Genomic DNA, 25401 nt, shown 5'->3' with positions numbered 1-25401 from the left:
GTTGCCTAGAAAACGGACTCCCCGCCAGTGAACGCCACCCCCGATGACGCCTACCTCGGTGCCATGCTCGCGCAGCAACGCATCAGCATCCGCGGCGCTCGCACGCACAACCTGAAGAATGTCGACCTCGACATCCCGCGCAACAAGCTGGTAGTGATCACCGGCCTGTCGGGCTCGGGGAAGTCGAGCCTGGCTTTCGACACGCTGTACGCCGAAGGCCAGCGCCGCTATGTCGAAAGCCTGTCGGCCTATGCGCGGCAGTTCCTGCAGCTCATGGACAAGCCCGACGTCGACGTGATCGAGGGCCTGTCGCCGGCCATCAGCATCGAGCAGAAGGCGACCAGCCACAACCCGCGCTCCACCGTGGGCACCGTCACCGAAATCCACGACTACCTGCGCCTGCTGTATGCGCGCGCCGGCACGCCCTACTGCCCCGACCATCACCTGCCGCTGCAGGCGCAGACCGTCTCGCAGATGGTGGATACGGTGCTCGCGCTGCCCGGCGAGCCCCGGCTGATGATCCTGGCGCCGGTGGCGCGCGAGAAAAAAGGCGAGTTCCTCGAACTCTTCGCCGAGATGCAGGCGGCGGGCTACGTGCGCTTTCGGGTGGACGGCGAGACCTACGAATACAACGACCTGCCCAAGCTCAAGAAGACCGAGAAGCACGACATCGACGTGGTGATCGACCGGCTGCGCGCGCGCGCCGACATGCAGCAGCGCCTGGCCGAGAGCTTCGAAGCCGCGCTGCGCCTGGCCGATGGCCGCGCCATCGCCGTCGAGATGGACGCGCCGGCCGCAGACACAGCCAGCGTGCCCCGCACGGCAGCGCGCGAACATCTCTTCAACGCCAAGTTCGCCTGCCCCGTCTGCCACTACTCCCTGGCCGAACTCGAACCGCGCCTGTTCTCGTTCAACTCGCCCGTGGGCGCCTGCCCGAGCTGCGACGGCCTGGGCCACCGCGAGTTCTTCGACCCGGCGCGCGTGGTCGCCTTCCCCTCGCTGTCGCTGGCCAGCGGTGCCATCAAGGGTTGGGACCGCCGCAACGGCTACTACTTCAGCATGCTGGAGAGCGTGGCCCGGCACTACAAGTTCGATGTCGACACCCCCTTCGAGAGCTTGCCCGAGGCCGTGCGCCATGCGGTGCTGCAGGGCTCGGGCGAGGAAGACATCAAGTTCAGCTACACGATGGAGAGCGGCCAGCAGGCGGGCAAGAAGCTCACGCGCAAGCATCCGTTCGAAGGCATCATCCCGAACATGGCGCGGCGCTACCGCGAGACCGACTCCACGATGGTGCGCGACGAACTCGCGCGCTTTCGCAACATGCAGCCCTGCCCCGACTGCGGCGGCACCCGCCTCAAGCGCGAGGCGCGCAACGTGTTCCTGGTCGACGAATCCGGCCCCGAGCCGCAGCGCATGGCGATCTTCGAGATCAGCCACGTCACGCTGCGCGACAGCCTGGCCTGGTTCAAGACGCTCAAGTTGCGCGGTGCCAAGGCCGACATCGCCGACAAGGTGGTGCGCGAGATCGGCCTGCGGCTGCAGTTCCTCAACGACGTCGGCCTGAACTACCTGAGCCTGGACCGCAGCGCCGAGACGCTGTCGGGCGGCGAGTCGCAGCGCATCCGCCTGGCCTCGCAGATCGGCTCGGGGCTGACCGGCGTGATGTACGTGCTCGACGAGCCGAGCATCGGCCTGCACCAGCGCGACAACGACCGGCTCATCGGCACGCTCAAGCACCTGCGCAACATCGGCAACAGCGTGATCGTGGTCGAGCACGACGAAGACATGATCGCTGCCGCCGACCATGTGATCGACATGGGCCCCGGCGCCGGCGTGCACGGCGGCCGCGTGATGGCCGAAGGCACCTACGAAGAGGTCAAGGCCAACCCGAACTCGCTGACGGGGCAGTACCTGTCGGGCGTGAAGAAGATCGAGGTGCCCAAGCACCGCACGGCCTGGCTGCCGGTGGTGGCCAAGCCGGCCTTCAACGAAGGCAAGAAGGCCTCGCGCTTTCCGCAGAGCCCCGCGGCCGAACGCCGCGCCGCGCGCGAGGCGGCGCACCTGGCCACGCAGACCGACCTGCAGGAAATCCGCGTGGTCGGCGCGAGCGGCAACAACCTGAAGAACGTGAGCGTCGCCTTCCCGGTCGGCCTCTTGACCTGCGTGACCGGCGTATCGGGCTCGGGCAAGTCGACGCTGGTGAACGACACGCTCTACAGCGCCGTCGCGCGCACGCTGTACCGCGCGCACGACGAGCCGGCCGAGCACGATGCCATCGAAGGGATCGAGTACTTCGACAAGGTCATCAACGTCGACCAGAGCCCCATCGGCCGCACGCCGCGCAGCAACCCGGCCACCTACACCGGCCTGTTCACGCCCATCCGCGAGCTGATGGCCGAGACCAACACCGCGCGCGAACGCGGCTACGGGCCGGGCCGCTTCAGCTTCAACGTGGCCGGCGGCCGCTGCGAGGCCTGCCAGGGCGACGGCGTGGTGAAGGTCGAGATGCACTTCCTGCCCGACGTCTACGTGCCCTGCGAGGTCTGCCACGGCCAGCGCTACAACCGCGAGACGCTCGAGGTCCAGTACAAGGGCAAGAACATCGCGCAGATCCTCGAGATGACGGTCGAGACGGCGCACGAGTTCCTGAAGGCGGTACCGACCATCGAGCGCAAGCTGCACACGCTGCTCGACGTGGGCCTCTCCTACATCAAGCTGGGCCAGGCCGCGACGACGCTCTCGGGCGGCGAGGCGCAACGCGTGAAGCTCGCCCTGGAGCTGAGCAAGCGCGACACCGGCCGCACGCTGTACATCCTCGACGAGCCGACCACCGGCCTGCACTTCGCCGACATCGAGCTGCTGCTGCGGGTGCTGCACCAGCTGCGCGACGCGGGCAACACCATCGTCGTGATCGAACACAACCTCGACGTCATCAAGACCGCCGACTGGCTGATCGACATGGGGCCGGAGGGCGGCGCCGGCGGGGGCATGGTGGTGGGCGAAGGGACGCCGGAAGACATCGCGGCGAACGAGGCGAGTCATACGGGGAAGTACCTCAAGCGGCTGCTCTAGCCGCCCTTCGCGGCAGTGCGCCGCGGCTCACACCGCGCTGACCAACGCCCTCCCAGCAAAGAAGGCCGCGAGGTTGTCCTCCACCCGCTGCGCCATGGCCGCGCGCGTCTCGTGCGTATTGCTGGCCAGGTGCGGCAGCAGCACGACGTTGTCGAGCGCGAACAGCGCCTCGGGCACCTTGGGTTCGTCCTCGAACACGTCGAGGCCGGCGCCGGCGATGCGGCCGTCCTGCAGCGCGTCGACCAGGGCCTGCTCGTCGACCACCGTGCCGCGCGAGATGTTGACGAGGTAGCCCGTCGGCCCAAGCGCATCGAGGATCTCGCGCGACACCAGGCCGCGCGTCTCGGCGCCGCCCGCGCTCGCAACGACCAGGAAGTCGGCCCACTCGGCGAGCGCCTTCAGCGACTCCGCATAGACATGGTCGGCATCGGCGAGCGGCTTGCGGTTGTGATAGCGCACGTCCATGTCGAAGCCCGATGCGCGGCGCGCGATGACGCGGCCGATGCGCCCCATGCCGAGGATGCCGAGCTTCTTGCCCGACACCTTGGTCGCGAGCGGGAACTGGCCGTGCAGCCAGTCGCCACGCCGCACGAAGCGGTCCGCCGTGCTGAAGCGGCGCGCCACGTCCATAACCAACGCAAAGGCGGTGTCGGCCACGCAGTCGTTGAGCACGTCGGGCGTGTAGCCGACGGCGATGCCGCGGGCGCGTGCGGCATCGAGGTCGATGGCGTCGAGGCCGACGCCGAAGCTGGAGATGACCTTGAGGTTCGGCAGGGCCGCGATCAACGCGGCATCGGCGCCGAAGCGGGCAGAGGTCGCGACGCCGACAAAGTCGGGCCCATGCGCCGCGAGAAAGGCATTCGGGTCGGGTTCCTTGTGCAGCAGGTGCACGTCGTAGGTGGCGGCAAGGCGGGCTTCGAGTGCGGGCAGCAGCGGGCCCATCTGGAGGAGACGTTGAGGCATGAGGAGATTCGAGTCGTAGAGAAAAGGAGGAATGCGCGGCTCACTCGGCCTGGATGCCCGCGTCCTTGGCGACCTTCGACCACTTCACCATCTCAGTGCCGATGAAGTCGCCGAACTGCTGCGGTGTACCGCTGCCGGGCTCGATGCCGTTGTCCTGCAGCGTCTTGCGCACATCGGGCATCGCGAGGATCCTGTTGACCTCGGCGTTGAGCTTGGCGACCGTGGCCTTGGGCGTGCCCGCGGGCGCCAGCAGGCCGCCCCAGGTGCTGGTCTCGTAACCGGCCACGCCGGCTTCCTGCATGGTCGGCACGTCGGGCAGCACCGAGGAGCGCTTGGCCGTCGTCACGGCCAGCGCGCGCAGGCGGTCGGCCTTGATCTGCACGTTGGCGGCGGCGACGGTGTCGAACATGAGCGAGGTGCGCCCGCTGATGAGGTCAGGGTGCGCCAGCGTGCTGCCCTTGTACGGGATGTGCGTCATGTCGAGGCCGGCCATCGACTTGAACAGTTCGCCCGAAAAATGCGGCGCGCCACCGTTGCCGCTCGACGCGAAGCTCAGCTTGCCCGGGTTGGCCTTGCCGTAGGCGATGAGTTCCTTCACCGATTTCACCGGCAGCGTGGGCGAGACGATCAGCACCAGCGGCACCACGTGCGTCAGCGCCACCGGCTCGAAGCTCTTGACGGTGTCGAAGGGCAGCTTCTTCACCATGCTCGGGTTGATCGCGTGGCTGCTGGCCACCAGCACCAGCATGTGGCCGTCGGGCGGGCTCTTGGCGACCAGGTCGGTGCCGATGATGCCGGTGGCGCCCGCGCGGTTGTCGATGACCACAGGCTGGCCCCAGGCCTCGGTGAGCTTCTGGCCGATGAGGCGCGCCGCCAGGTCGATCGCGCCACCGGGCGAGGCCGGCACGACGATGGTGATCTGCTTGCTCGGGTAGGTCTGGGCCTGTGCCTGCGCGGGCAGCACGGTGGCCACCGCCAGTGCGCACGCCAGCTGAAGTGCTCGAAGTGGAGACGCCATGGTCAAACTCCCTTTTCCTTGCGCCAGCCGTCGAAGGCGGCACGGGTTTCTGCGTTGGGGGGATAGGTGCCGGCCAGCCGTGCGCCGCCTTCGATGCGTTCGAGGATGAAGGCCTCCATCTTTTCCTGCTCGACCGCGTCGCGCGCCACCTCGTCGGCCAGGTGCTGCGGAATGACCACCACGCCTTCGTCGTCACCCACCATCACGTCGCCCGGGTACACCGGCACGCCGCCGCAGCCGATCGGCACGTTGAGGTCGATGGCGTGGTGATGGATCAGGTTGAGCGGCGCGCTTCCGCCGGCGCAGTACACCGGGAAGTCCATCTGCGAGATCGGGCCGCTGTCGCGCACCGGGCCGTCGGACACCAGGCCCGCCGCACCGCGCACCTTGAGCCGCGTCGTGAGGATCTGGCCACCGGAAGCCACCCGCGTCTCGCCGCGGCAGTCGATCACCAGCACATGGCCGGGCGGCACGCTCTCGATGCCCTTGCGCTGCGGATGGTTCGGGTCGTCGAAGGCGCCGATCTGGTCGATGTCCTCGCGCGCCGGGATGTTGCGCATGGTGAAGGCCGGGCCGACCAGGTTGCCGCTGCTGGGCGTCGTCAGGCGACGGACCTGCTGCAGGTAGACATTGCGAAAGCCCCGCTTGAAGAGCTGCGTGCAGAGCGTGGCGACGCTCACGTGGCGCAGGCGTTCGCGGGTGTCGTCGGGGAGCGGTGTGGGGGAGGTCATTTCAATTCCGGCCTGTGTTGAGTAATGGGCTGTGCGTGAAATACCGCGGAACCGGCTATGCCGGGCCGCTGGTATTGCCCCCTGAAAGGGGGTTGGCGAAGCGACACGAAGTGCGCGAAGACTGGGGGTCAGTCAACTGACGCGCCGGATTTGCGGACGAGTTCGCCCCAGCGCGGGATCTCTTTCTGCATCAGCGCGGCGAGATCGGCCGGCGAGCCCGCCACCACCTCCATGCCGAGCTGGTTGGTGAGCTTGTCCTTCACCTCGGGCGCCAGAAGGATCTTGTGGATCTCCGACGCCAGCCGCTGCGCGATGGGTGCAGGCAGGTTCTTCGGCGCATAAACCGCCTGCCACGACGCCATCTCGAAGCCCTTCACGCCGGCTTCCTGCATCGTCGGCAGCTCGGGCGCCAGTGCCATGCGCTTGGCGGTGGTCACGGCCAGCAGCTTGAGCTTGCCGGCCTGCACCAGTGGCAGCGCGGCCGTGATCTGGTCGAACATGAAGGTGACCTGGCCCGACGACACGTCGAGCATCGCGGGCGGCGTGCCCTTGTACGGGATGTGCGTGAGCTTCACGCCGATCATGTCGGCCAGCATCTCGCCCGCGAGGTGCGTCGACGTGCCGGCGCCTGATGAGGCGAAGGTGCGCCGCGCCGGGTCCTTCTTCAGCAGCGCAATCAGATCGGCCACCGAGTTGACGCCGAGCGCCGGGTCGACGATGAGCACATTGGGCAGGAAGGCCACGAGCGCGATCGGGTCGAAGTCCTTCACCGGGTCGTACGGCAGGTTCTTGTACAGGCTCGCGTTGATGGCATGCGTGCTGATGGTGCCGCCGAAGAGCGTGTAGCCGTCGGGCTTGGCCTTGGCGACATAGCCTGCGCCCACCGCGCCCGCCGCACCGGGCCGGTTGTCCACGATGACAGGCTGGCCGAGCGCGTCGCCGAGCTTCTGCGCGATGACGCGGCCGATGACATCGGTCGAGCCGCCGGGCGTGAAGGGCACGACGTAGGTGATCGGCTTGCTCGGCCATTTGTCCTGCGCGAGCGCACTGTGTGCGCCGAGAAGGGCGCTGGGCGCCATCAGCGATGCGCCGGCGAGCAACAGGCTGCGGCGTTGCGTGAAGTCGGTGTGCTTCATCAGTCGACCCTCACGCCGCCGGCCTTGATGACCTGGCCATAACGCAGCTTATCCACATCGATGGTCTTCTGCAGTTCGGCCGGCGTGCTGCCGCGCGGCGTCGCGCCCTGCCCGATCAGCGCCTTGCGCATGTCTTCGGTCGCCACGATGTCCTTCACGTCGGCGCTGATCCGGTCGACCAGCGCCTGCGGTGTGCCGGCCGGCGCCAGCAGCGCCACCCACGACCCCGACTCGGCGTTGGGCACGCCCAGTTCGGCCAGCGTCGGCACGTCGGGCATGGCGGGCGAGCGCTGCGCGCTGGTCACGGCCAGGGCGCGCAGCTTGCCGGTCTTGACGTAGCCAGAGGTTTCGAGGATCGACGCGAAGAGCATGTCGACATGGCCGGCCATCAGGTCGGACATGGCCGGGCCGCCGCCCTTGTAGGGCACATGCACGAACTTCACGCCGGTGGCCTGCTGGAAGATCTCGGCCGTGAGGTGCGGCGAACCACCGCTGCCCGAGCTGGCGTAGGTGTACTTCTCCGGCGCTGCCTTGGCGAGCGCGATCAGTTCCTTGGGCGTCTTCGCCGGCAGGCTCGGGTTGACGACGAAGGCGAAGGGCAGCTCTGCGAACAGCGAGATCGGCGCGAAGGCTTTGTCGGCGTCGTAGGTGAGCTTGTAGAGCGACGGGTTGATCGATTGCGTGCCGACGTTGCCGATCAGCAGCGTGTAGCCGTCGGGCTTGGCCTTGGCGACCAGCTCCGCACCGACCACGCCGCCTGCGCCGGTGCGGTTGTCGACCACCACCGTCTGGCCCCATTTCTGGCCCAGCCGCACGGCGAGCAGGCGCCCCGCGATGTCGGTGCCGCCGCCGGGCGCGAAGGGCACCACGACGGTCACGGGCCGCGTCGGCCAGGCAGGCGCCGGCGCGTTCTGCGCGGCCGCGGCGAACGGCAGCGACGCCAGGGCGAGCTGCGTGATCCGCAGCGTCAGTCGGCCGAAGGTTCGGCGTTTGAGCTTGTCTGTCTCCATGTTTTTTTCCTTGTGTCTCTCGTTCTTCAGTGGATCTCGGGTTCGCCCTGCCCGGCGCCTTCCGCGTAGTCGGGCGCGAGGAAGTCGAAGTCGCAGCCGGTGTCGGCCTGCTGCACGTGCTTCAAGAACATGACGCCGTAGCCACGGCTGAACTTCGGGATGGGCTTCTGCCAGTCGGCGCGGCGCTTGGCGATCTCTTCATCGCTCACCGCCATGTCGATCCGGCGCGCCTCGATATCGAGCGTGACCAGGTCGCCGTCGCGCACCAGCGCCAGCGGGCCGCCGACGTGTGACTCGGGCGTGACGTGCAGCACGCAGGCGCCGTAGCTGGTGCCGCTCATGCGCGCGTCGCTGATGCGCACCATGTCGCGCACGCCTTCCTTGAGCAGCTTCTGCGGGATCGGCAGCTGGCCCCACTCGGGCATGCCGGGCGCGCCCTGCGGGCCGGCGCTCTGCAGCACGATCACGCTGTCCTTCGTGACCACGAGGTCGGGCGAATCGATGCGCGCGGCCAGGTCGTCGTAGTTCCTGAAGACCACGGCCGGCCCGGTGTGCTTGCGCAGGTGCTGCTCCATGGCCGCAGGCTTGATGACCGCACCCGATGGCGCGAGGTTGCCGTGCAGCACGGCCAGGCCGCCGCTTTCGAGCATCGGCTCGCCACGCGGGCGGATCACGTCGGCGTTGTAACTCTTGGCATCGGCGATGTTCTCGCCCAGCGTGAGGCCGTTGCAGGTGCGCTGGCTGCCGTCGATGAGCGGGCCCATCTCGCGCAGGAAGGCGCGCAGGCCGCCGGCGTAATAGAAGTCCTCCATCAGGTACTTGCCGCCGGGCCGCAGGTTGGCGATGACCGGCGTGCTGCGCGCGAGTTCGTCGAAGCGGGCGAGGTCGAGCTGAACGCCCGCGCGGCGTGCCATCGCGATCAGGTGGACGATGGCGTTGGTCGAGCCGCCCAGGCCAAGCACCGCGGTGACCGCGTTGTCGAAGGAGGCCGGTGTGAGGATGTCGAGCGGCTTCAAGTCTTCCCAGACCATGTCGACGATGCGCTTGCCGGTGTGCGTCGCCATCATGGCGTGGCGCGAATCAACCGCGGGAATCGACGACGCGCCCGGCAGCGTGAGGCCCAGGACCTCGGCCGCGCTGGTCATGGTGCTGGCGGTGCCCATGGTCATGCAGGTGCCGGCCGAGCGGGCGATGCCGTCTTCGACCTCCTGCCAGTCGTCTTCGGTGATGTTGCCGGCGCGCAGCTCGGCCCAGTACTTCCAGGTGTCGGAGCCCGAGCCCAGCACGCTGCCCTTGTAGTCGCCGCGCAGCATAGGGCCGGCGGGCACGAAGATGGTCGGCAGGTTCATTGCCAGCGCCCCCATCACCAGGCCCGGCGTGGTCTTGTCGCAGCCGCCCATCAGCACCACGCCGTCGGCCGGGTAGGAGCGGATCAGCTCCTCGGCCTCCATCGCGAGCAGGTTGCGGTAGAGCATCGTGGTGGGCTTCTGGAAGGCCTCGCCCAGGCTCATCGCCGGGATTTCCACCGGGAATCCTCCCCCCTGCCACACGCCGCGCTTGACCTCTTCCACGCGCTGCTTGAAGTGCGTGTGGCAGGAGTTCATGTCGCTCCAGGTGTTGAGGATGGCGATGACCGGCTTGCCCAGGTAGTCGTCACGGCTGAAGCCCATCTGCGCGGTGCGCGAGCGGTGACCGAAGCTGCGCAGGTCCTTCACGCCGTACCAGCGGTGGGAACGGAGGTCTTCGGGCTGCTTGCGGCGGGGGGTGGGCGCGGGGGCGTCGGTCATCGGGTTCTTGGCGGATGGCGATCGGCTGGTCGGACGCAAATGTTAGCGCTGTCATTCCGATCAATAGTCAGGGTTTACCTTGGTACGAGCCACCGCTACATCAGAAGAATGTTTTCGCTGTCAGCTCCGCCGCACTTCGCCGCCGGGCCCTCTGCCACGCGGCGGCGCAGGGTCAGACGCTGTCGCGCTCGATCAGCGAAAAGCCGAGGTCGATGACCTTCTGTACGACTTCGACACCCTGCGCGCGCTCGACGATGAAGCGCGCCGCCTGGTGCCCGATGGCGGTGCCGTCGATGCGCACCGTGGTGATGGCCGGATGCGCATGCTGCGCGAACGCCAGGTCGCCGAAGCCCATCACGCCGACGTCGCCCGGCACCCGCAGGCCGCGCGCGTGCGCCTCGGTGATCACGCCGTGGGCCAGTGCGTCGGAGCTGCACACCAGCACGTCGGTCTGCGGCGCATCGGCCAGCAGGGCCGCAAGGGCGACGCGACCGCTGCCCAGCGTGGTGGGCGCCGCCACGGTGTGCACCGCCACCGAACGCACACCCAGGCCGGCCATCGCCTCGGTGAAGCTGGCGCAGCGCAGCCGGGCGCGCTGGTCGTCGCCGGTGACGACCGCGGGGTGGCGGTAGCCCTTGCCATGCAGGAAGTGCGCGATGGCGGCACCGACCTTCTCGTGCGAGAAGCCCACCAGCATGTCGACCGGCGTGGGCGTGAGGTCCCAGGTCTCGACCACGGGAATGCCCGAGGCAAGCAGGCGGCGGCGCCCTTCGGCCGAATGCATGATGCCGGTCAGCACGATGCCGTCGGGCCGACGGCCGACGATGGCGTCGATCAGCGCGTCTTCGCGCGAGTGGTGGTAGCCGCTCTGCCCCAGCATCAACTGGTAGCCGGCCTCGTCGAGCGCCTCGGTCAGCGCCTGGATGGTTTCGAGGAACACCGGCCCGGCGATGGTCGGCACCAGCGCCGCGACCAGCCGGCTGCGGTTCGACGCCAGGCCACCGGCCAGTCGGTTGGGCACGTAGCCGGTGCGCTCGACCGCCGCGCGCACCTTCTCGCGCGTCTCGGGCGACACCAGGTCGGGCGTGTTGAGCGCACGCGAGACGGTGATGGTCGACACGCCCGCCAGCTTCGACACGTCGCTGAGCGTGATGCCGCCGCTGCCGCGTCGCGCCGCACGGGTGGAAACTGGGGGTGGGCTCACGTTCGGGTGTGGCGGGTTGAGGCGTTCAAGACTGTGGGCGATCGGCGTCGGATTATCGGCCCGGCGTGACGGCGGAATCCTCAGGATTCCCTGCCCCAGCGCCGATTTGCAGGCTCTATAGACTGTCCCGCGCGGGTGCCCGGCTCGCGTCTCCACGCCACACGACGAACCCAGGAGCCCGAACCCATGCAACTGCTGCCGCCCGAGCCACCGACCACCGGTGCGAAACCGCGCGACTACGTCATCGCGTTCGCTGCCGTCATGGCGGCGCTGGGGCTGCGCTTCCTGATGAACCCGCTGCTGGGTCAGCAGGGGCCGTACCTCATCCTGTCACTGGCCATCGTGGTGGCCGCGTTCTACGGCGGCTTCGGGCCGGCGCTGTTTGCAACGGTGCTGAGCGTTTCCATCGGCACCTATTTCTTCATCGGCAGCGGCCTCGGAAAGGACTTTTTCCAGCCCCAGAACGTCAGCCGGACCGTGCTGTTCCTGCTCATCGGGCTGAGCATCGCGGTCATCGGCGGCCGATTGCGCACGTCGCGCCACGACCTGGCAGAAAGCGTGCGGCAGTTGCGCGCCAGCAACCGCGCCAAGGACAACGCGATGGCCACGCTGGGCCACGAGATCCGCAACCCGTTGGCGGCACTGCATACGGCGCAGGAAGTCCTGCGGCGCGCCCCCGACGACCCGAAGCGCGTGGTGTGGGCCAACGAACTCATCGGGCGGCAGGTGCAGCAGATGAAGCGCATGGCAGATGACCTGGTCGACCTGTCGGGCGTCATGCGCGGCGAGTTCCAGATCGACCAGCAGCCGGTCGACTTGCGCAAGGTACTGGCGCAATCGCTGGAGCAGAGCGGGCCGCTCATCACGAAGAAAGGCCATCGGCTGCACGACGACGTGGGCACGGCGCCCGTGACGGTGGTCGGCGACGCGACGCGCCTGGTGCAGGTGTTCGCCAACCTGCTGAACAATGCCGCCAAGTACACCGACCCCGGCGGCGACGTGACGCTGGCGTTGCGCACCAACGCCGCACGCCAGGTGGCGGTCAGCGTGCGCGACAACGGCATCGGCATGCAACCCGGCGCGATCGACGAGCTGTTCGAGCCCTTCGTGCAGGCGCCGGGTGCCGCGTCCAATGCAGAGGGTGGCCTGGGGCTGGGCCTGGCGATCGTGAAGAAGATCGTCGAGCGCCATGGCGGCAGCGTGTCGGCCATGAGCACCGGGCTCGGCCAGGGCAGCACGGTCACAGTGCTGCTGCCGCTGGCGCCGGGCGAGCACTGAGCGGCAGCGGCTGGGCGCCAGATTGATGCGCACCGCCGGAGTGCGACCGGCCCGCCACGCACCACAACGAAATCCGGCTGGCGGCCACTGGCCCCAAACGCAGCGCGCCGCTGGCACTTACCGGGCGCGGGGCTTGCCTGCACAGTCGACATCAGCGCGGCATCGCTTCGGTGCCGCATCCCCGATGTCGATCTCAGGAGCCTCCATGAAATTCATCCCTTGTCTGTCGATGGCCTTCGCGGCCTGCGTGTTGAGCGGTGCAGCCGCCGCGCAAACCAAGGAAGTGACCTTCGCCCACCAGGACATGCTGGTGCCGCTGCGCCTGGTCATGGAGTCCGGCGAGGTCGAGAAGGCCACCGGCTACAAGATCAACTGGCGCATGTTCGCGGGCGGCGGCGACGTGATCCGCGCCATGGCCTCGGGCGACGTGCAGATGGGCGAAGCCGGCTCCAGCCCGCTGACCGCCGCGGCCAGCCAGGGTCAGGACATCCAGCTGTTCTGGATCTCGGCCGACATCGCCGACGCCGAGGCGCTGGTCGCGCGCAACGGCAGCAACATCACAAGCCTGAAGGACCTGAAGGGCAAGAAGGTGGCAACGCCTTTCGTCTCGACCGCGCACTACCAGCTGATGGCCGCGATGAAGATGGACGGCGTGGCCGGCCGCGACGTCAACGTGATGAACATGCGCCCGCCCGAGATCGCCGCCGCCTGGGAGCGCGGCGACATCGACGCCACCTTCATCTGGGACCCGGTGCTGTCGAAGGTCAAGACCAGCGGCAAGGTGATCGCCACGTCCGGCAGCATCGGCAAGAAGGGCGCGCCGACCTTCGAGGGCATCATCGTCAACAAGCAATGGGCGGCCGCCAACGAGCCCTTCATGGTCGCTTTCGTGAAGGCGCTGAACCGCGCCAACGAGGAGTACAAGGCCTCGGGCAAAAGCTGGACGGTCGACTCGCCGCAGACCAAGGCAATGGCCAAGTGGACCAAGGCCAACCCGGCCGACGTCGGCCCGGCCATGGCGCTGTACACCTTCCCCACGATGGCCGAGCAGGTGTCGCCCACCTGGCTGGGCGGCGGGGCGGCCAAGGCCATGGCCAACACCGCGGCCTTCCTGAAGGAACAGGGCCGCGTGCAGGAGGTCAAGCCCGACTACAGCGCGTTCGTGACGACCACGTACGTGCAGAAGGCAATGGGGAAGTAGGCCCATGCCCACGCTCGACATCCGCGACCTCGAGGTCCACTACGCCGTCAAGGGCGGCTCGCTGCAGGCGCTGGCGCCTGTGAACCTGACGATGCACGACGGCGACTTCGTCGTCGCGCTCGGTGCTTCGGGCTGCGGCAAGAGCACGCTGCTCAACTGCATCGCCGGCTTCCTGCCGCCATCGAGCGGGGAGATCCTGCTCGGCGGCCAGCCCGTGACCGGCCCCGGCGCCGACCGCGGTGTGGTCTTCCAGAAGCATGCGCTGATGCCGTGGCTCAACGTGCGCGACAACGTCGCACTGGGCCTGCGCCTGGCCGGCATGGACAAGCCCGCGCGCGACGCCATCGCCGAACAGAAGCTCGCGCTGGTCGGCCTCGAGAAGTACGCCAACCGCGCGGTGTACGAACTGTCGGGCGGCATGCAGCAGCGCGTGGGCATCGCCCGGGCACTCGCCAGCGACCCGGCCGTGCTGCTCATGGACGAACCCATGGGTGCGCTCGACGCCTTCACGCGCGAGACGGTGCAGGAGATCCTGCTGCATGCCTGGCAACAGTCGAACAAGATGGTCTTCTTCATCACGCACTCGGTCGAGGAGGCGCTGTTCCTCGGCACCCGGCTGATCGTGATGAGCCCCAGCCCCGGACGCATCTCGCATGTCTACGACGACGTGCCCTTCTCGCGCCAGTTCCTCGCGCACGGCGACGCCCGCAAGGTCAAGTCGGAGCCGGCCTTCATTCGGATGCGCGAGGAAGTGCTCGCCATCATCCACCACCGCGAGGCCGCCCATGCCTGAACTCGCCATCGACGCCCCGTCCGCTGCCGTGCCGACCGCCCCCATCTCCCCTGCAGCGCCCATCAAGACGGCCAGCGCCGCCAAGCCCAAGACCACGCGCTTCAAGGTGCCCGGCGAAGGCAACAGCGCGGGCATCAGCGTGATCACCGTGGCGGTGCTCATCGCCGTGTGGTTCGCCGTGACCAACCTCGGCTGGGTCAAGCCGATCTTCCTGCCCACGCCGCAGGCCGTGTTCCAGCAGTTCTACGAATACCTCACCGGCCAAGCCAACGACAAGCCGCTGTGGCAGCACTTCCTCGCGAGCATGCTGCGCGTGTTCTCGGCCTTCGTGCTGGCCTGCGTGACGGCGATTCCCATCGGCATCGCGATGGGCATGTCGCGCACGGTGCGCGGCATCTTCGACCCACCGCTGGAGTTCTACCGGCCGCTGCCGCCCTTGGCCTACCTGCCGCTGATCATCATCTGGTTCGGCATCGACGAAGTGCCCAAGGTGCTGCTGATCTTCCTGAGCTGCTTCGCACCGCTGGCGCTCGCCGCGCGCTCGGGCATGCGCAGCGCGTCGCAGGAGCAGATCAACGCCGCGTATTCGATGGGCGCGACCTACCTGCAGGTGATCCGCCACGTGATCCTGCCCTCGGCCATGCCCGACATCCTGATCGGCATGCGCATCGCCATCGGCTTCGGCTGGACCACGCTGGTCGCCGCCGAGATGGTCGCCGCCAACGTCGGCCTGGGCCAGATGGTGCTGAACGCATCGAACTTCCTGCGCACCGACATCGTGATCATGGGCATCGTCGTGATCGGGGTGGTGGCGTACCTGTTCGACCTGTTGATGCGGTGGGTCGAACGCAAGGTGGTGCCATGGAAGGGGCGGATGTAGCCCCAAGCCGGCCGCGGACGATCAGGAACGATCAGGAACCGGTCTTGCGTCCGACCACCAGCGCCACGATGGCGGCGCCGGCCGCCACGATCAGCGCGTCTTCGATCAAACCGCTGCGGGTCTGGCCGATCCGCGCCATCGCGCGCTTTCGGCCGGCCAGCGTCAGGTAGGCCAAGGGTACGGCTGTGGCCACCGCAGCGGCGGCGCCCGCCTCTTCGCGTCCACGGGGCGCCAACGCAGCGCCTGCGATGCCCGCGCTCATGACCCGCGCGAGCAGCCCGAGAAACACTGTGCGGTCAGGGGCGGACTTCATCTTGTCGCCGAACAACTCGCCCACCCCCATCGCCAGGCCTCCCCACTTGAACAGCGGGCGATCGAGCAGCACGAGGTGCCCCGGCGTACGGCGGTCCAACAGCCGGGCGGCGGCGAGGCTGGCCATCGGTGTCATGGATCTCGCGCTGGCGACCGCACCGATCAGGACGGAAGGAATCAATCCGCGAAATTTCATAGGGCCCTTTCAAGAACAATTGATCGGGTCATCGTGTGGCGCCGCGCAGCCTGCGACTGGCGGCGAAACATTGGACTGGGTGTAGGACGCGGACGCTGCGCTGGCGCCGCGCCAGCGTTCAGCCAAGGGGCGCGTGGCAGACCGCCTCGACGTTGTAGCCGTCCGGGTCCAGCACGAAGCAGGCGTAGTAGTGCGGGTGGTAGACCAGCCGCAGTCCCGGCGCGCCGTTGTCCGTGCCGCCAGCGGCCAGTGCGGCGCGATGGAACGCATCCACGCTCTCGCGGCTGTGTGCGCGAAAGGCGATGTGGATTCGAGGGGCGAGTGGCGTGCCTTCGATAAGCCAGAACTCCCCGGCCGGATCATCGAACGGCCCAGGCGTTGCCTTGCCGTAGCCGACGGCATCGCCCAGGTCGCGCCGCGGCACATGACCCAGGGTGGCCAGCACGGGTTCGTAGAAGCGCTTGCTGCGCGACAGGTCCGAGACCTGGAGGCCGGTGTGGTCGATCATGACGGCAGTATCTCGCCGACCATCAGCCGATGTCCATCCGGTGTGGCAACCGCGAACTCGCGCATGCCCCAGTCGCGGTCGATGGGCGGGCGCAGCACGATGGCGCCGCGCTGCGCCCCACTCCGCGTGCAGGGCATGGGCATATTCGACGTGCTACTTCCGACCACCAAAAATAGACACCACAGCCGACTGGTCATCTGCTGGTTTGCCAACCGTTTGAGTTTGCAGTTTCGTCGCTCTCAGCGTCGCTAGTTCTACGACATCCGCAGAGGTGCTGAAATAGTTTTCACGTAGACCGCATAGTTTCTCTACGTCACCAGCAGAGAGTCCGAGATAGCGCGGAATGCCTTCCGTGGGCAACACGCCAGAGCTGATAAGGAGCTCGATCGTCCGTCGCAGCAAGCGAGGCCCCTCAGGCGTCCATTTTTCATCGCCAGGCTCCGCCTTCGAGCCCCATCTAGCAGAGCGGCGTTTAAAGAGTGCAAGCTTTTCATCATCGCTGAGCAAGCCGAGTGCATGTAAGCGCATCATCATCGCCGCTACAGAGGCTCCCCAACGCTGCTTAAGAATGAGTAGGTTGTCCAAGCTAGGAGGAACTCGAACCTCCTTCACGAATGTCGTCGCAGGCATCAGCAGCGCTCCCGCAAATCGATGCGCCTGCTTCTCCATTTGGTTATAGCGATCACGCTCACTCGCTCTGGGAATATGCCTATGCAAAACAAGATGGCCAATCTCATGGGCCAAATCGAAACGGCTGCGGAAGGCATTCGCTTTGTCAGCGGAGAGCAGAACCATCGGGTGTCCGACCACAGAACTCCAACTCGATAGGCCTTCAATCGCCGAGATCTCAGTTTCCTCACGAACGATGATGATGCCTGCGCTCTCTGCGGCCAAGGAAAGATCTTGAATCGGTCCAAGGCCAAGTTTCCAACGCGTTCGACACTCTTCCGCGGCAGCCTCGATGTCGCCATCACCAATCTGCTCGGGGTCTTGGAACGCACGTTCCGGCAAGTTGATCTGTGGATAGTCCACATGCTCAGCGAGCAAGAACGCGATCTCCTGGGCCCATTCAGTACGCGCCTCAAGCTTTGCACGAGCAGCCTTCAATGCTGATGCATTGCTTCGATAGAGAGGCGGCGAGACCGATGGCAACATGTCACGGGTCAGCCATTCCGTCTGAACATTGAGAACCGAAGCAAGCCGTTCAAACGTCTCGGCCTCGGGAGCTTGGTCCCCCTTACACCACTTGGTAACGGTTGAGGCTGCTACGCCAACAAGAGTTGCAAGCTGTCCTTTAGTGAGACGCCGAGCGCTGAGTACTTGTTCAAGCCGCGCCGGTTGGAGTTCATTTATTCCCTTGGTCATTGTCAGTTTGCTTCTTAGGCTTGCCCTTAAGTTTTGGCATCGCCTTGTCCAGTTGAGTCAGCGTATCAATCTCGTCATAGAGTTTGATGAAATCGTCCGTAGACTTGATGTAAAGCCAGGACTTCATGTCGGGTGCTGGAAGCGCGACCATCACCCCAGTCAACTGCGCGATTCCGTTGTCATCGATGCCATCCATCACCCCCAGAATGAAGATCGTGCCTTCGGCGACTTCTCGGGGCTGCGCAAACAAATCTGCCTGCACATACTTTCTCTTGATGCTGTCGTTGAGTTCCGCCAGCTTGGCGCGCGTCGCGCTGCGTCGCAAATTGATCCACTTATGCCCGGGAACGTTCAATCTCACGACACTGAATATGCCCAGGCGGCCAACAACAAGTCGTGTCCCGCACAGCGGCGTGGGATCTCCTCCGTGCGCTTCGAGTGCCTCATGGAACGTTTCATTGATAAAGAAGTGCTTGTTTTGCCCAGCAATCGAAGGCTTGTGACCCGGCGCAAAGCCAGCTGAGTGCTGGCGCCCCTGATGGTCCCCAGCGTAGTAGGCATCCTCGCACGCCATCAGCGCGTCACGAGGAACGTTCTTAACGATAAGCTGCTCCAGCTCCTTCTTGCCCAACTCAGATTGACCAGACATCTTCATCCCTCTTCGTTTCGAGTGAAGGGAATATACACTCAAAAAGTTTCGTGTGCGAGGTTTTTTACTAGAATCCCCTCACCGCCTCCCTTAACGCCCGAATCCCCGCCTCGATCTGCCCCACATCGATCGACGACAGCCTCAACCTGAAGTACGGACAAGGCCTCGGCGGCTGTGCGAAGAACACATCACCGGGTTCGATCAGCACCCCATGCTCGCGCGCCCGCACAGCCAACGCACCGCCATCCAGCCAATCAGGCGTCTTCACCCACAGCGACGCGCCGCCCTGCGCGGGCGTGCATTCGAATTCGGGGATGTGCTCGGCCAGCGCCTTCATGGCGGCGTCCATGCGCTGGCGCAGCACCTGGTTGACGCGGCGCGCGTGAGAGTCGTGGTGGCCGAGGGAGAGGAACAGCGCATACGCGTGCTGCAGGAAGGCGCTGGGGTGCCGCACCATGGCGTGGCGCAGCACGCGCAGTTCGCTCACCAGTTCCTTCGGCGCCACGATGTAGCCGAGCCGCAGCGCGGGCGACAGGCTCTTGCTGAGTGAGCCGATGTAGATCACGCGGCCGGTCTTGTCCAGGCTCTTGAGGGCCGGCGTGGGTTCGCCGGCGTAGAGGTTCTCGGCCTCGTAGTCGTCTTCGATGACGACGAAGTCCTGCAGCGCGGCCTTGCGCAGCAGCCACTGGCGGCGCTCCAGGCTCAGCGTGTGCGTGGTCGGGCTCTGGTGCGACGGGGTGACGAACATGTAGTCGAGCGCGGGCAGCGACTCGACCACCAGCCCCTCTTCGTCGACCGGCACGCCGATGATCTGCGACGTGCGCAGCGAGAAGGTGTTGCGCGCATGCGGGTAGCCGGGCTCTTCGAAGCCCACGCGCGTGTGGCGGTCGAACAGGGCTTCGGCAATGAGGTAGCAGGCATGTTGCGCGCCGACGGTGACGAGGATCTCTTCCGGTCGCGCGAACACGCCGCGCTTGGGCAGCAGGCGGGTGCGGATCTGCTCGACCAGGTCGGGCACGTCGTCGGTCTCGAAGTCGGGCGTCCAGTTGGGCAGCTGCGAGCGCGCCAGGCTGCGCACGCAGCATTCGCGGAAGTCTTCGGTGGGAAACAGCTGCGCGTCATGCGTGCCGTAGACGAACGGGTACGGCACTTCGCGCCAGCGGTCGGGCTTCGACAGCGTGGGCTGGTCGGTCAGCGAGCGCAGCACGCGCGTGCCCCATTGCATGGGCATGCCGCTCGCGGCGCCTTCGCGGCTGAAGGGGTCGACGATGCGCCCGGGGTCGGCGATGGTGGCGGGGCGTGCGCCGTGGCTCACGAACACACCCGAGCGCGGGCGCGATTCGAGGTAGGCCTCGTCCACCAGCTGCTGGTACACGGCAGTGACGGTGTTGCGGCTCAGGCCCAGCGCCTGCGCGAGGTCGCGCGACGACGGCAGCGCGGCACCGGGGGCCAGGCGGCCGTCGAGGATGACCTGTACCACCTTGAGCCGCAGCCGCGCCTGCAGGGGCAGGCCGGTGCTGTCGTCGAGCATGAAGAGCTGCGCCCACAGCGGGCTGGGCGCGGGCGGCAGCGCGCTCATGGCGCGGACCGCTCGGCGCAGCGGCACGCACCTGAAGAGGGCGCATGGCCGTCGATGGTGCATGCGGTGATGGGTCTGGCTTTCACGATGGGTACGGACTGGCTCTATGGGTCGGAAGAGGCGGAGCTTAACCTTTGGCCACCCGCACACAGACGCAGTTTGTGTGCCGTTGCCGACACCGATCAGACCCCTGCCGAGGACACCGCTTGACCACCGCCACCGCCGCCGACCCCGCAGTCACCACCGACATGCTCGCCGCGTTTTCCGACGCATGGAACCGCCACGACCTGCCCGCGCTGATGTCCTTCATGCACGCCGATTGCGTGTTCGACACCGCCGCCGGCCCCGACACCTTCGGTACGCGCCACACGGGGCACGAGGCCGTGGCCGTGGCCTTCGCGTCGGCGTGGAAGAACTTCCCCGACGCGCAATGGCGCAACGGCCGGCACCTGGTGATGGGCGACCGCGGCATGTCCGAATGGACCTTCACCGGCACCGCACTCGACGGCACGCGCAGCGAGTCCGACGGGGTCGACCTGTTCACCTTCAAGGACGGGAAGATCCTCGTGAAGAACGTGTTCCGCAAGGCCCGCCCCGCGCTGCCGCCGCTCTGACCCGGACACCGCCATGAGCATCACCACACCCCGCGAACTCTTCGCGCCCTACGACCCGGCCTATGACCCGCTGGTGTCCGACGGGCCCGGCCGCAACCGCGACTACGCACCGACCTACTGGGCCGCCACCGCCGGCCCCGCGCCCGACGACGACGGCCCGGTGGCGGGCGACATCGATGCCGACGTGGTCATCATCGGCTCGGGCTTCACCGGCCTGGCGACGGCGCTGTTCCTCGCAGAAGAGCATGGCATCAAGGCCGTGGTGCTCGAAGCCAACCGCGTCGCCTGGGGCTGCACCAGCCGCAACGGCGGACAGGGGCAGAACGCGAGCGGGCGGCTCTACCGCTCGCAGTGGATCGAGCGCTGGGGCCTGGCCACGGCCAAGCGGCTCGACGCCGAGATCCGCTACGGCTTCCAGACCTTCAAGGACCTGGTCGCCACGGCCGACTGCGACCCGCAGCCCGGCGGTCACCTCTACATCGCGCACCGCGCCAAGAAGATGGCCTTCCTCGAGAACGAGACGCGCGTGATGCGCGACCACTTCGGCTACGACGCCCGCATGCTCAGCGCCGACGAGGTGCGCAGCCGCTACTGCGACGACCGTGACGCGCACGGCGCCATGCACGAGCCCGAGGGCATCTGCGTGCATCCGCTCAAGCTAGCCTACAGCTACATGAAGCGCGCGCGTGCAGGCGGCGCGCGCGTGCACCCGTCGAGCCCGGTGATCGGATGGGAGACGAAGAACGGCGTGCACCACCTGAAGACGCCCGGCGGCAGGGTGCGTGCCCGTGCGGTCGGCATCGCAACCGGCGCGTACACCGCGCCCGGCCTGCACCCGACGCTGAAGAACCGCGTGTTCCCGGTGCTGTCGAACTCGATCGTCACGCGGCCACTGACCGACGCGGAGCTGAAGGCGACCAACTTCCTCACGCACGAAGCCATCACCGACACACGCACCCTGCGCTTCTATTACCGCCTGCTGCCCGACCGGCGCGTGCAGATCGGCAGCCGCAGCGCCATCACCGGCGCCGACGCGCACCGAGACGCGCACTACCGGCTGCTGGTCGACGGCCTCGAGCGCAAGTTTCCTGCGCTCAAGGGCATCCAGATCGACTACTCGTGGTGGGGCTGGGTCGACGTGGCCCACGACATGATGCCGCGCATCGTGCAGCCCGATGCGAAGCAGAGCGTGTTCTATGCATTGGGCTATGGCGGCAACGGCGTGTCGTTCTCGGCGCATGCGGGGCGGCGACTGGCGCAGCGCATCGCGGGCCACGACAACGACCCGGTGTTCGACCTGCCGATCTACGACAGTCCGCTGCAGTTCCCGGCCCAGGGTGAATGGGCGGCGCCGTTCCGCCGCATGGGCCAGCGCATGTTGTACCGCTGGTACGCACTGCGCGACGAAGTGCTCTGACCCTGGACCCATCGATCGGTCCGATCTGGCTCCATCGCGCAGGCCGCAATGGAACGCATCTTGCGCAACCACTTGAACTTCAGGAGTACCCGTGATCCCCAGCAACGCCACCCTCACCCGCCGTGCGCTCGGCGCCGCCGCATCGCTCGCCGTCCTGCTCGGCACCTTGCCCCTGGTCGCGTACGCACAGGAGATCAAGAAGGGCGGCACGCTCGTGATCGGCTCGACGCAGGCACCCCGCCACCTCAACGGCGCCGTGCAGTCGGGCCTGGCGACGGCCCTGCCGTCGACGCAGCTCTTCGCGAGCCCGCTGCGCTTTGACGACAAGTGGAACCCGCAGCCCTACCTGGCCGAGTCGTGGAAGCTCGCCGACGACGGCAAGTCGCTGACGCTGCACCTGCGCAAGGACGCGGTGTTCCATGACGGCAAGCCGATCACATCGGCGGACGTCGCTTTCTCGATCATGGCGATCAAGGCGAACCACCCCTTCACCACGATGATGGGGCCGGTGGAGAAGGTCGAGACGCCCGACCCTTACACCGCCATCATCCGCATGAGCGTGCCGCACCCCGCCATCGTGCTGGCGATGTCGCCAGCGCTGTGCCCCATCCTTCCCAAGCACATCTACGGTGACGGCAAAGACCTGAAGACGCACCCGCGCAACTCCGTGGACGTGGTGGGTTCCGGCCCCTTCAAGCTCGTCGAGTTCAAGCCCGGCCAGCGCATCGTGATGGAGAAGTTCGACAAGTTCTTCCTGCCGGGCAAGCCCTACCTCGACAAGCTCATCCTCACGCTCGCACCCGACACCACCAGCCTGATGCTCGGCCTGGAGCGTGGCGACATCCACATGTTCCCGTACGAGACCACGTCGGTGAACCTGCGCCGCCTAAAGACCAACCCGAAGATCGACCTGACCGACAAGGGCTACGAGGGCATCGGCGCCATCAACTGGCTGGCCTTCAACCTCGAACGCAAACCTTTGTCGGACGTGAAGGTGCGCAAGGCCATCGCCACGGCCATCGACAAGAACTTCGTGACCAAGGCGCTGATGGGCGGCTTCGCCGCGCCGGCCGACGGCCCGATCGTGCCGAGCAGCCCCTTCGCGGTGCCCGACCTGGTGAAATACCCGTTCGACCTCAAGAAGGCCGCCGCGATGCTCGACGAGGCCGGCTACAAGGCCAACGCCGACGGCGAGCGCTTCAAGCTCACCATCGACTACATCCCCGGGCAGGACGAGCAGCAGAAGAACGTGGCCGAGTACCTGCGCTCGCAGCTCAAGAAGGTGGGCATCACGCTCGACGTGCGCGCCTCGGCCGACTTCCCGACCTGGGCCAAGCGCATCGCCGCGCACGACTTCGACATGACGATGGACACGGTCTTCAACTGGGGCGACCCGGTGATCGGCGTGCACCGCACCTACCTGTCGACCAACATCAAACCGGTGGTGTGGACCAACACGCAGTCGTACGCCAACCCGAAGGTCGACGAACTGCTGAACCAGGCGGGCTCGCTGCTCGACCCGGTCAAGCGCAAGGCCTACTACGCGACCTTCGAGAAGATCGTGACGGACGACGTGCCGATCGTCTACCTGAACCTGGTGCCGTACCACACGGCCACCGTCAAGCGCGTGGCCAACGTGCCGGTGTCGATCTGGGGCCCGGCGTCGCCGCTCGACGAGGTCTACCTCAAGTAGGCGCGCACCATGAATGTCTTGCGCTTCATCGCCCAGCGCCTGCTGCAGGCCTTCCTGCTGATCGCGGCGGTGGTGGTCCTCAACTTCGTGCTGGTGCACGCCGCGCCGGGCGACCCGGTGGAGACCATCGCCGGCGCCAGCGGCGGCATGTCCGAAGAACTCAAGGCCGAACTGCGCGCGAGCCACGGGCTGGACAAGCCGCTGCCGGTGCAGCTGGGCGTGTACCTGGCGCGCGTGGCGCAGCTCGACCTGGGCTACTCGTACTTCTTCAACCTGCCGGTGTCGGGGCTGATCGCCGAGCGCATTCCGCCCACGCTGCTGCTGGTGGTGTGCTCGGTGCTGTGGGCCTTCCTGGCCGGCACGGCGCTCGGCGTGCTGGCCGCACGCAAGCCCAACGGCTGGCTGTCTCAGGCCATCACGGTGCTGTCGATGGTGGGCTTCGCGGCGCCGGTGTTCTGGAGCGGAATGATGCTGGTGATCGTCTTCGCGGCGGCCATCCCGATCTTCCCGATCTCCGACATGCGCTCGGTCGATGCGTCCGGTGGCGGCTGGCGCGACGTGCTCGACGTGGCGCATCACCTGGTGCTGCCCTCGGTCACGCTGGGCCTCGTGTACCTCGCGCAGTACAGCCGGCTTGCACGCGCCAGCATGCTCGAAGTGCTGGGCGCCGACTTCATCCGCACGGCGCGCGCCAAGGGCCTGGCCGAGCGCTTCGTGCTCTACAAGCACGCGCTGCGCAACGCGGTGCTGCCGGTGATCACGGTGCTGGGCCTGCAGTTCGGCAACGTCATGGCCGGCGCGATCCTGGTCGAGACGGTGTTCAACTGGCCCGGCCTGGGCCGCCTCGCCTTCGAGGCCGTGCTGCGCCGCGACTACCCGACGGTGCTCGGCGTGCTGCTGTTCTCGTCGGTCGTGGTGCTGGTGATGAACCAGCTCACCGACCTCGCCTACCGCCTGGTCGACCCCCGCATCAAGAGCCGCTGAACATGTCCGCCATTCTTCCCGTGGCCGCTGCGGTGCCCGTCAAGGCGCCCTCGCCCTTCCTTGAAGCGCTGCGCATGTTCGCGCGCAACCCCTCGGCCGTGGCCGGGCTGGCGATGCTCACGGCTATCGTCCTGCTGTCGGTGTTCGGGCCCATGCTCTACGTGGCCGATCCGTTCGAGATACGCGCCGCACCACTCACGCCCCCCTTCGACGCCGAGTCCTGGTTCGGTACCGACTACCTGGGCCGCGACGTGATGACCGCGCTGCTCTACGGCGGCCGGGCCACGCTGCTGGTGGGTGCCACCGCGGCGCTGCTGTCGGTGCTCATCGGCATCACTGTCGGCGCCTTCGCGGGCTACTACGGCGGCAAGGTCGACGGGGCGTTGATGCGCGTGACCGAGTTCTTCCAGGTGCTGCCGGCATTGCTTTTCGCGATGGTCGTGGTCACGCTCTTCTCGCCCTCGCTGGTCACCGTCACGCTGTCGATCGGGCTGGTGAGCTGGCCGGGCACGGCGCGGCTCGCGCGTGGCGAATTCATGCGCTACCGCGACATGGAATTCGTGCGGGCCGAGCGCTCCATCGGTGCGGGCCACGCCCGCATCATCTGGAAGGTGATCCTGCCGAACGCCTTCGCGCCGCTGATCGTGTCGGCCACGCTGGCGGTGGGCTCGGCCATCCTGTTCGAGGCGGGCCTGTCCTTCCTCGGCCTGGGCGACCCGAACCAGATGAGCTGGGGAATGATGATCGGCTCGAGCCGGCAGTACGTGCTGTCATGCTGGTGGGCAGTGGCTTTTCCCGGTGCCGCGATCTTCCTCACGGTGCTCGCGGTCAGTCTGATCGGCGACGGCCTGAACGATGCGCTGAATCCGAAGTTGAGGGAACGCTAGCAATGAAGCACACCCCCAGTCTTCGCGCACTTCGTGTCGCTTCGCCAACCCCCTTGCAGGGGGCAACACCTGCGGCCCGGCGAAGCCGGTTCCGCGGTGTTCCACGAAAAACGGGATCACGCGC

The 25401-nt window shown here is 67.1% G+C and carries 23 protein-coding genes; 10 read left to right on the top strand and 13 right to left on the bottom strand.

What is annotated here, in order from left to right:
- Positions 1-63: 63 nt before the first annotated feature.
- The gene (gene uvrA / locus J2W36_RS12955) at positions 64-3072 is read left to right on the top strand and encodes an excinuclease ABC subunit UvrA (RefSeq protein WP_307690256.1); all 3009 of its coding nucleotides are present in this window, start codon (positions 64-66) and stop codon (positions 3070-3072) included.
- Positions 3073-3099: 27 nt separating this feature from the next.
- Here uvrA and J2W36_RS12950 read toward each other — a convergent pair whose 3' ends face one another.
- From J2W36_RS12950 to J2W36_RS12920, 7 genes are all read right to left on the bottom strand, one after another.
- Positions 3100-4035, bottom strand: a complete 936-nt coding sequence (locus J2W36_RS12950; RefSeq protein WP_307690143.1) for a 2-hydroxyacid dehydrogenase — start codon at positions 4033-4035, stop codon at positions 3100-3102.
- 40 nt (positions 4036-4075) lie between these two features.
- Positions 4076-5053, bottom strand: a complete 978-nt coding sequence (locus tag J2W36_RS12945; RefSeq protein ID WP_307690142.1) for a tripartite tricarboxylate transporter substrate binding protein — start codon at positions 5051-5053, stop codon at positions 4076-4078.
- A 2-nt stretch (positions 5054-5055) separates the two neighbouring features.
- Positions 5056-5784 (bottom strand): ribonuclease activity regulator RraA, encoded by a 729-nt coding sequence (locus tag J2W36_RS12940; RefSeq protein ID WP_307690141.1) that lies wholly within the window; start codon positions 5782-5784, stop codon positions 5056-5058.
- Positions 5785-5912: 128 nt separating this feature from the next.
- Positions 5913-6920: a Bug family tripartite tricarboxylate transporter substrate binding protein gene (locus tag J2W36_RS12935; protein ID WP_307690140.1), complete on the bottom strand. Its 1008-nt coding sequence runs from the start codon at positions 6918-6920 to the stop codon at positions 5913-5915.
- Complete coding sequence (locus J2W36_RS12930; protein ID WP_307690139.1) at positions 6920-7930, bottom strand: Bug family tripartite tricarboxylate transporter substrate binding protein; 1011 nt, start codon at positions 7928-7930, stop codon at positions 6920-6922. The genes J2W36_RS12935 and J2W36_RS12930 overlap by 1 nt, the downstream gene beginning before the upstream one ends.
- A gap of 26 nt (positions 7931-7956) precedes the next feature.
- A complete protein-coding gene (gene araD / locus J2W36_RS12925) occupies positions 7957-9717 on the bottom strand; it encodes an L-arabinonate dehydratase (RefSeq protein WP_307690138.1) in 1761 nt (586 codons plus the stop codon).
- Between the two features lie 172 nt (positions 9718-9889).
- Complete coding sequence (locus tag J2W36_RS12920; RefSeq protein WP_307690137.1) at positions 9890-10921, bottom strand: LacI family DNA-binding transcriptional regulator; 1032 nt, start codon at positions 10919-10921, stop codon at positions 9890-9892.
- A 186-nt stretch (positions 10922-11107) separates the two neighbouring features.
- Between J2W36_RS12920 and J2W36_RS12915 the strand changes: the two genes are divergently transcribed.
- The 4 genes from J2W36_RS12915 (at position 11108) to J2W36_RS12900 (ending at position 15073) form a co-directional block, all read left to right on the top strand.
- Positions 11108-12199, top strand: coding sequence for a sensor histidine kinase (locus J2W36_RS12915; RefSeq protein ID WP_307690136.1), 1092 nt, complete (start codon positions 11108-11110; stop codon positions 12197-12199).
- Between the two features lie 205 nt (positions 12200-12404).
- Positions 12405-13400 carry a taurine ABC transporter substrate-binding protein gene (tauA, locus tag J2W36_RS12910; protein WP_370869315.1) on the top strand — a complete coding sequence of 332 codons (996 nt, stop codon included), beginning with the start codon at positions 12405-12407 and terminating at the stop codon, positions 13398-13400.
- 4 nt (positions 13401-13404) lie between these two features.
- Positions 13405-14193, top strand: a complete 789-nt coding sequence (locus tag J2W36_RS12905; RefSeq protein WP_307690135.1) for a taurine ABC transporter ATP-binding protein — start codon at positions 13405-13407, stop codon at positions 14191-14193.
- Positions 14186-15073, top strand: a complete 888-nt coding sequence (locus J2W36_RS12900; protein WP_307690134.1) for an ABC transporter permease subunit — start codon at positions 14186-14188, stop codon at positions 15071-15073. Before J2W36_RS12905 ends, J2W36_RS12900 begins: the two co-directional genes overlap by 8 nt.
- Before the next feature lie 31 nt (positions 15074-15104).
- Here the strand turns inward: J2W36_RS12900 and J2W36_RS12895 are convergent, their stop codons facing one another.
- From J2W36_RS12895 to pdxR, 6 genes are all read right to left on the bottom strand, one after another.
- Positions 15105-15512, bottom strand: coding sequence for a hypothetical protein (locus J2W36_RS12895; protein ID WP_307690133.1), 408 nt, complete (start codon positions 15510-15512; stop codon positions 15105-15107).
- Positions 15513-15699: 187 nt separating this feature from the next.
- Complete coding sequence (locus tag J2W36_RS12890; RefSeq protein ID WP_307690132.1) at positions 15700-16089, bottom strand: VOC family protein; 390 nt, start codon at positions 16087-16089, stop codon at positions 15700-15702.
- Positions 16086-16226 carry a VOC family protein gene (locus J2W36_RS12885; RefSeq protein WP_307690131.1) on the bottom strand — a complete coding sequence of 47 codons (141 nt, stop codon included), beginning with the start codon at positions 16224-16226 and terminating at the stop codon, positions 16086-16088. Before J2W36_RS12885 ends, J2W36_RS12890 begins: the two co-directional genes overlap by 4 nt.
- A 16-nt stretch (positions 16227-16242) precedes the next feature.
- A complete protein-coding gene (locus J2W36_RS12880; protein ID WP_307690130.1) occupies positions 16243-17454 on the bottom strand; it encodes an XRE family transcriptional regulator in 1212 nt (403 codons plus the stop codon).
- Positions 17435-18103, bottom strand: a complete 669-nt coding sequence (locus tag J2W36_RS12875) for a hypothetical protein (protein WP_307690129.1) — start codon at positions 18101-18103, stop codon at positions 17435-17437. Before J2W36_RS12875 ends, J2W36_RS12880 begins: the two co-directional genes overlap by 20 nt.
- Before the next feature lie 67 nt (positions 18104-18170).
- Positions 18171-19682, bottom strand: a complete 1512-nt coding sequence (gene pdxR / locus J2W36_RS12870) for a MocR-like pyridoxine biosynthesis transcription factor PdxR (RefSeq protein WP_307690128.1) — start codon at positions 19680-19682, stop codon at positions 18171-18173.
- Positions 19683-19930: 248 nt separating this feature from the next.
- Here pdxR and J2W36_RS12865 point away from each other — a divergent pair, with 248 nt between their 5' ends.
- From J2W36_RS12865 to J2W36_RS12845, 5 genes are all read left to right on the top strand, one after another.
- Positions 19931-20296, top strand: a complete 366-nt coding sequence (locus J2W36_RS12865) for a nuclear transport factor 2 family protein (RefSeq protein WP_307690254.1) — start codon at positions 19931-19933, stop codon at positions 20294-20296.
- 13 nt (positions 20297-20309) lie between these two features.
- The gene (locus J2W36_RS12860) at positions 20310-21713 is read left to right on the top strand and encodes an NAD(P)/FAD-dependent oxidoreductase (RefSeq protein ID WP_307690127.1); all 1404 of its coding nucleotides are present in this window, start codon (positions 20310-20312) and stop codon (positions 21711-21713) included.
- Between the two features lie 91 nt (positions 21714-21804).
- Positions 21805-23406: an ABC transporter substrate-binding protein gene (locus J2W36_RS12855; RefSeq protein ID WP_370869314.1), complete on the top strand. Its 1602-nt coding sequence runs from the start codon at positions 21805-21807 to the stop codon at positions 23404-23406.
- A 9-nt stretch (positions 23407-23415) separates the two neighbouring features.
- Entirely contained in the window at positions 23416-24390 is a 975-nt protein-coding gene (locus J2W36_RS12850) for an ABC transporter permease (RefSeq protein ID WP_307690126.1), read from the top strand.
- A gap of 2 nt (positions 24391-24392) precedes the next feature.
- Positions 24393-25277: an ABC transporter permease gene (locus J2W36_RS12845; protein ID WP_307690125.1), complete on the top strand. Its 885-nt coding sequence runs from the start codon at positions 24393-24395 to the stop codon at positions 25275-25277.
- The last annotated feature ends 124 nt before the right edge of the window (positions 25278-25401 follow it).

Origin of the sequence: Variovorax ginsengisoli (assembly GCF_030811835.1) — a bacterium.
GTDB lineage: Bacteria > Pseudomonadota > Gammaproteobacteria > Burkholderiales > Burkholderiaceae_C > Variovorax > Variovorax ginsengisoli_C.
The sequence above is the reverse complement of the archived record's forward strand: the minus strand, read 5'-3'. Positions and strand labels throughout refer to the sequence as shown.

Bases quoted from the DNA above. Each gene is read 5' to 3' on its own strand.
- uvrA (WP_307690256.1), top strand. From the start codon at position 64: ATGCTCGCGCAGCAACGCATCAGCATCCGCGGCGCTCGCACGCACAAC.
- J2W36_RS12950 (WP_307690143.1), bottom strand. From the start codon at position 4,035: ATGCCTCAACGTCTCCTCCAGATGGGCCCGCTGCTGCCCGCACTCGAA.
- J2W36_RS12945 (WP_307690142.1), bottom strand. From the start codon at position 5,053: ATGGCGTCTCCACTTCGAGCACTTCAGCTGGCGTGCGCACTGGCGGTG.
- J2W36_RS12940 (WP_307690141.1), bottom strand. From the start codon at position 5,784: ATGACCTCCCCCACACCGCTCCCCGACGACACCCGCGAACGCCTGCGC.
- J2W36_RS12935 (WP_307690140.1), bottom strand. From the start codon at position 6,920: ATGAAGCACACCGACTTCACGCAACGCCGCAGCCTGTTGCTCGCCGGC.
- J2W36_RS12930 (WP_307690139.1), bottom strand. From the start codon at position 7,930: ATGGAGACAGACAAGCTCAAACGCCGAACCTTCGGCCGACTGACGCTG.
- araD (WP_307690138.1), bottom strand. From the start codon at position 9,717: ATGACCGACGCCCCCGCGCCCACCCCCCGCCGCAAGCAGCCCGAAGAC.
- J2W36_RS12915 (WP_307690136.1), top strand. From the start codon at position 11,108: ATGCAACTGCTGCCGCCCGAGCCACCGACCACCGGTGCGAAACCGCGC.
- tauA (WP_370869315.1), top strand. From the start codon at position 12,405: ATGAAATTCATCCCTTGTCTGTCGATGGCCTTCGCGGCCTGCGTGTTG.
- J2W36_RS12905 (WP_307690135.1), top strand. From the start codon at position 13,405: ATGCCCACGCTCGACATCCGCGACCTCGAGGTCCACTACGCCGTCAAG.
- J2W36_RS12900 (WP_307690134.1), top strand. From the start codon at position 14,186: ATGCCTGAACTCGCCATCGACGCCCCGTCCGCTGCCGTGCCGACCGCC.
- J2W36_RS12895 (WP_307690133.1), bottom strand. From the start codon at position 15,512: ATGGCCAGCCTCGCCGCCGCCCGGCTGTTGGACCGCCGTACGCCGGGG.
- J2W36_RS12890 (WP_307690132.1), bottom strand. From the start codon at position 16,089: ATGATCGACCACACCGGCCTCCAGGTCTCGGACCTGTCGCGCAGCAAG.
- J2W36_RS12885 (WP_307690131.1), bottom strand. From the start codon at position 16,226: ATGCCCTGCACGCGGAGTGGGGCGCAGCGCGGCGCCATCGTGCTGCGC.
- J2W36_RS12880 (WP_307690130.1), bottom strand. From the start codon at position 17,454: ATGACCAAGGGAATAAATGAACTCCAACCGGCGCGGCTTGAACAAGTA.
- J2W36_RS12875 (WP_307690129.1), bottom strand. From the start codon at position 18,103: ATGTCTGGTCAATCTGAGTTGGGCAAGAAGGAGCTGGAGCAGCTTATC.
- pdxR (WP_307690128.1), bottom strand. From the start codon at position 19,682: ATGAGCGCGCTGCCGCCCGCGCCCAGCCCGCTGTGGGCGCAGCTCTTC.
- J2W36_RS12865 (WP_307690254.1), top strand. From the start codon at position 19,931: ATGCTCGCCGCGTTTTCCGACGCATGGAACCGCCACGACCTGCCCGCG.
- J2W36_RS12860 (WP_307690127.1), top strand. From the start codon at position 20,310: ATGAGCATCACCACACCCCGCGAACTCTTCGCGCCCTACGACCCGGCC.
- J2W36_RS12850 (WP_307690126.1), top strand. From the start codon at position 23,416: ATGAATGTCTTGCGCTTCATCGCCCAGCGCCTGCTGCAGGCCTTCCTG.
- J2W36_RS12845 (WP_307690125.1), top strand. From the start codon at position 24,393: ATGTCCGCCATTCTTCCCGTGGCCGCTGCGGTGCCCGTCAAGGCGCCC.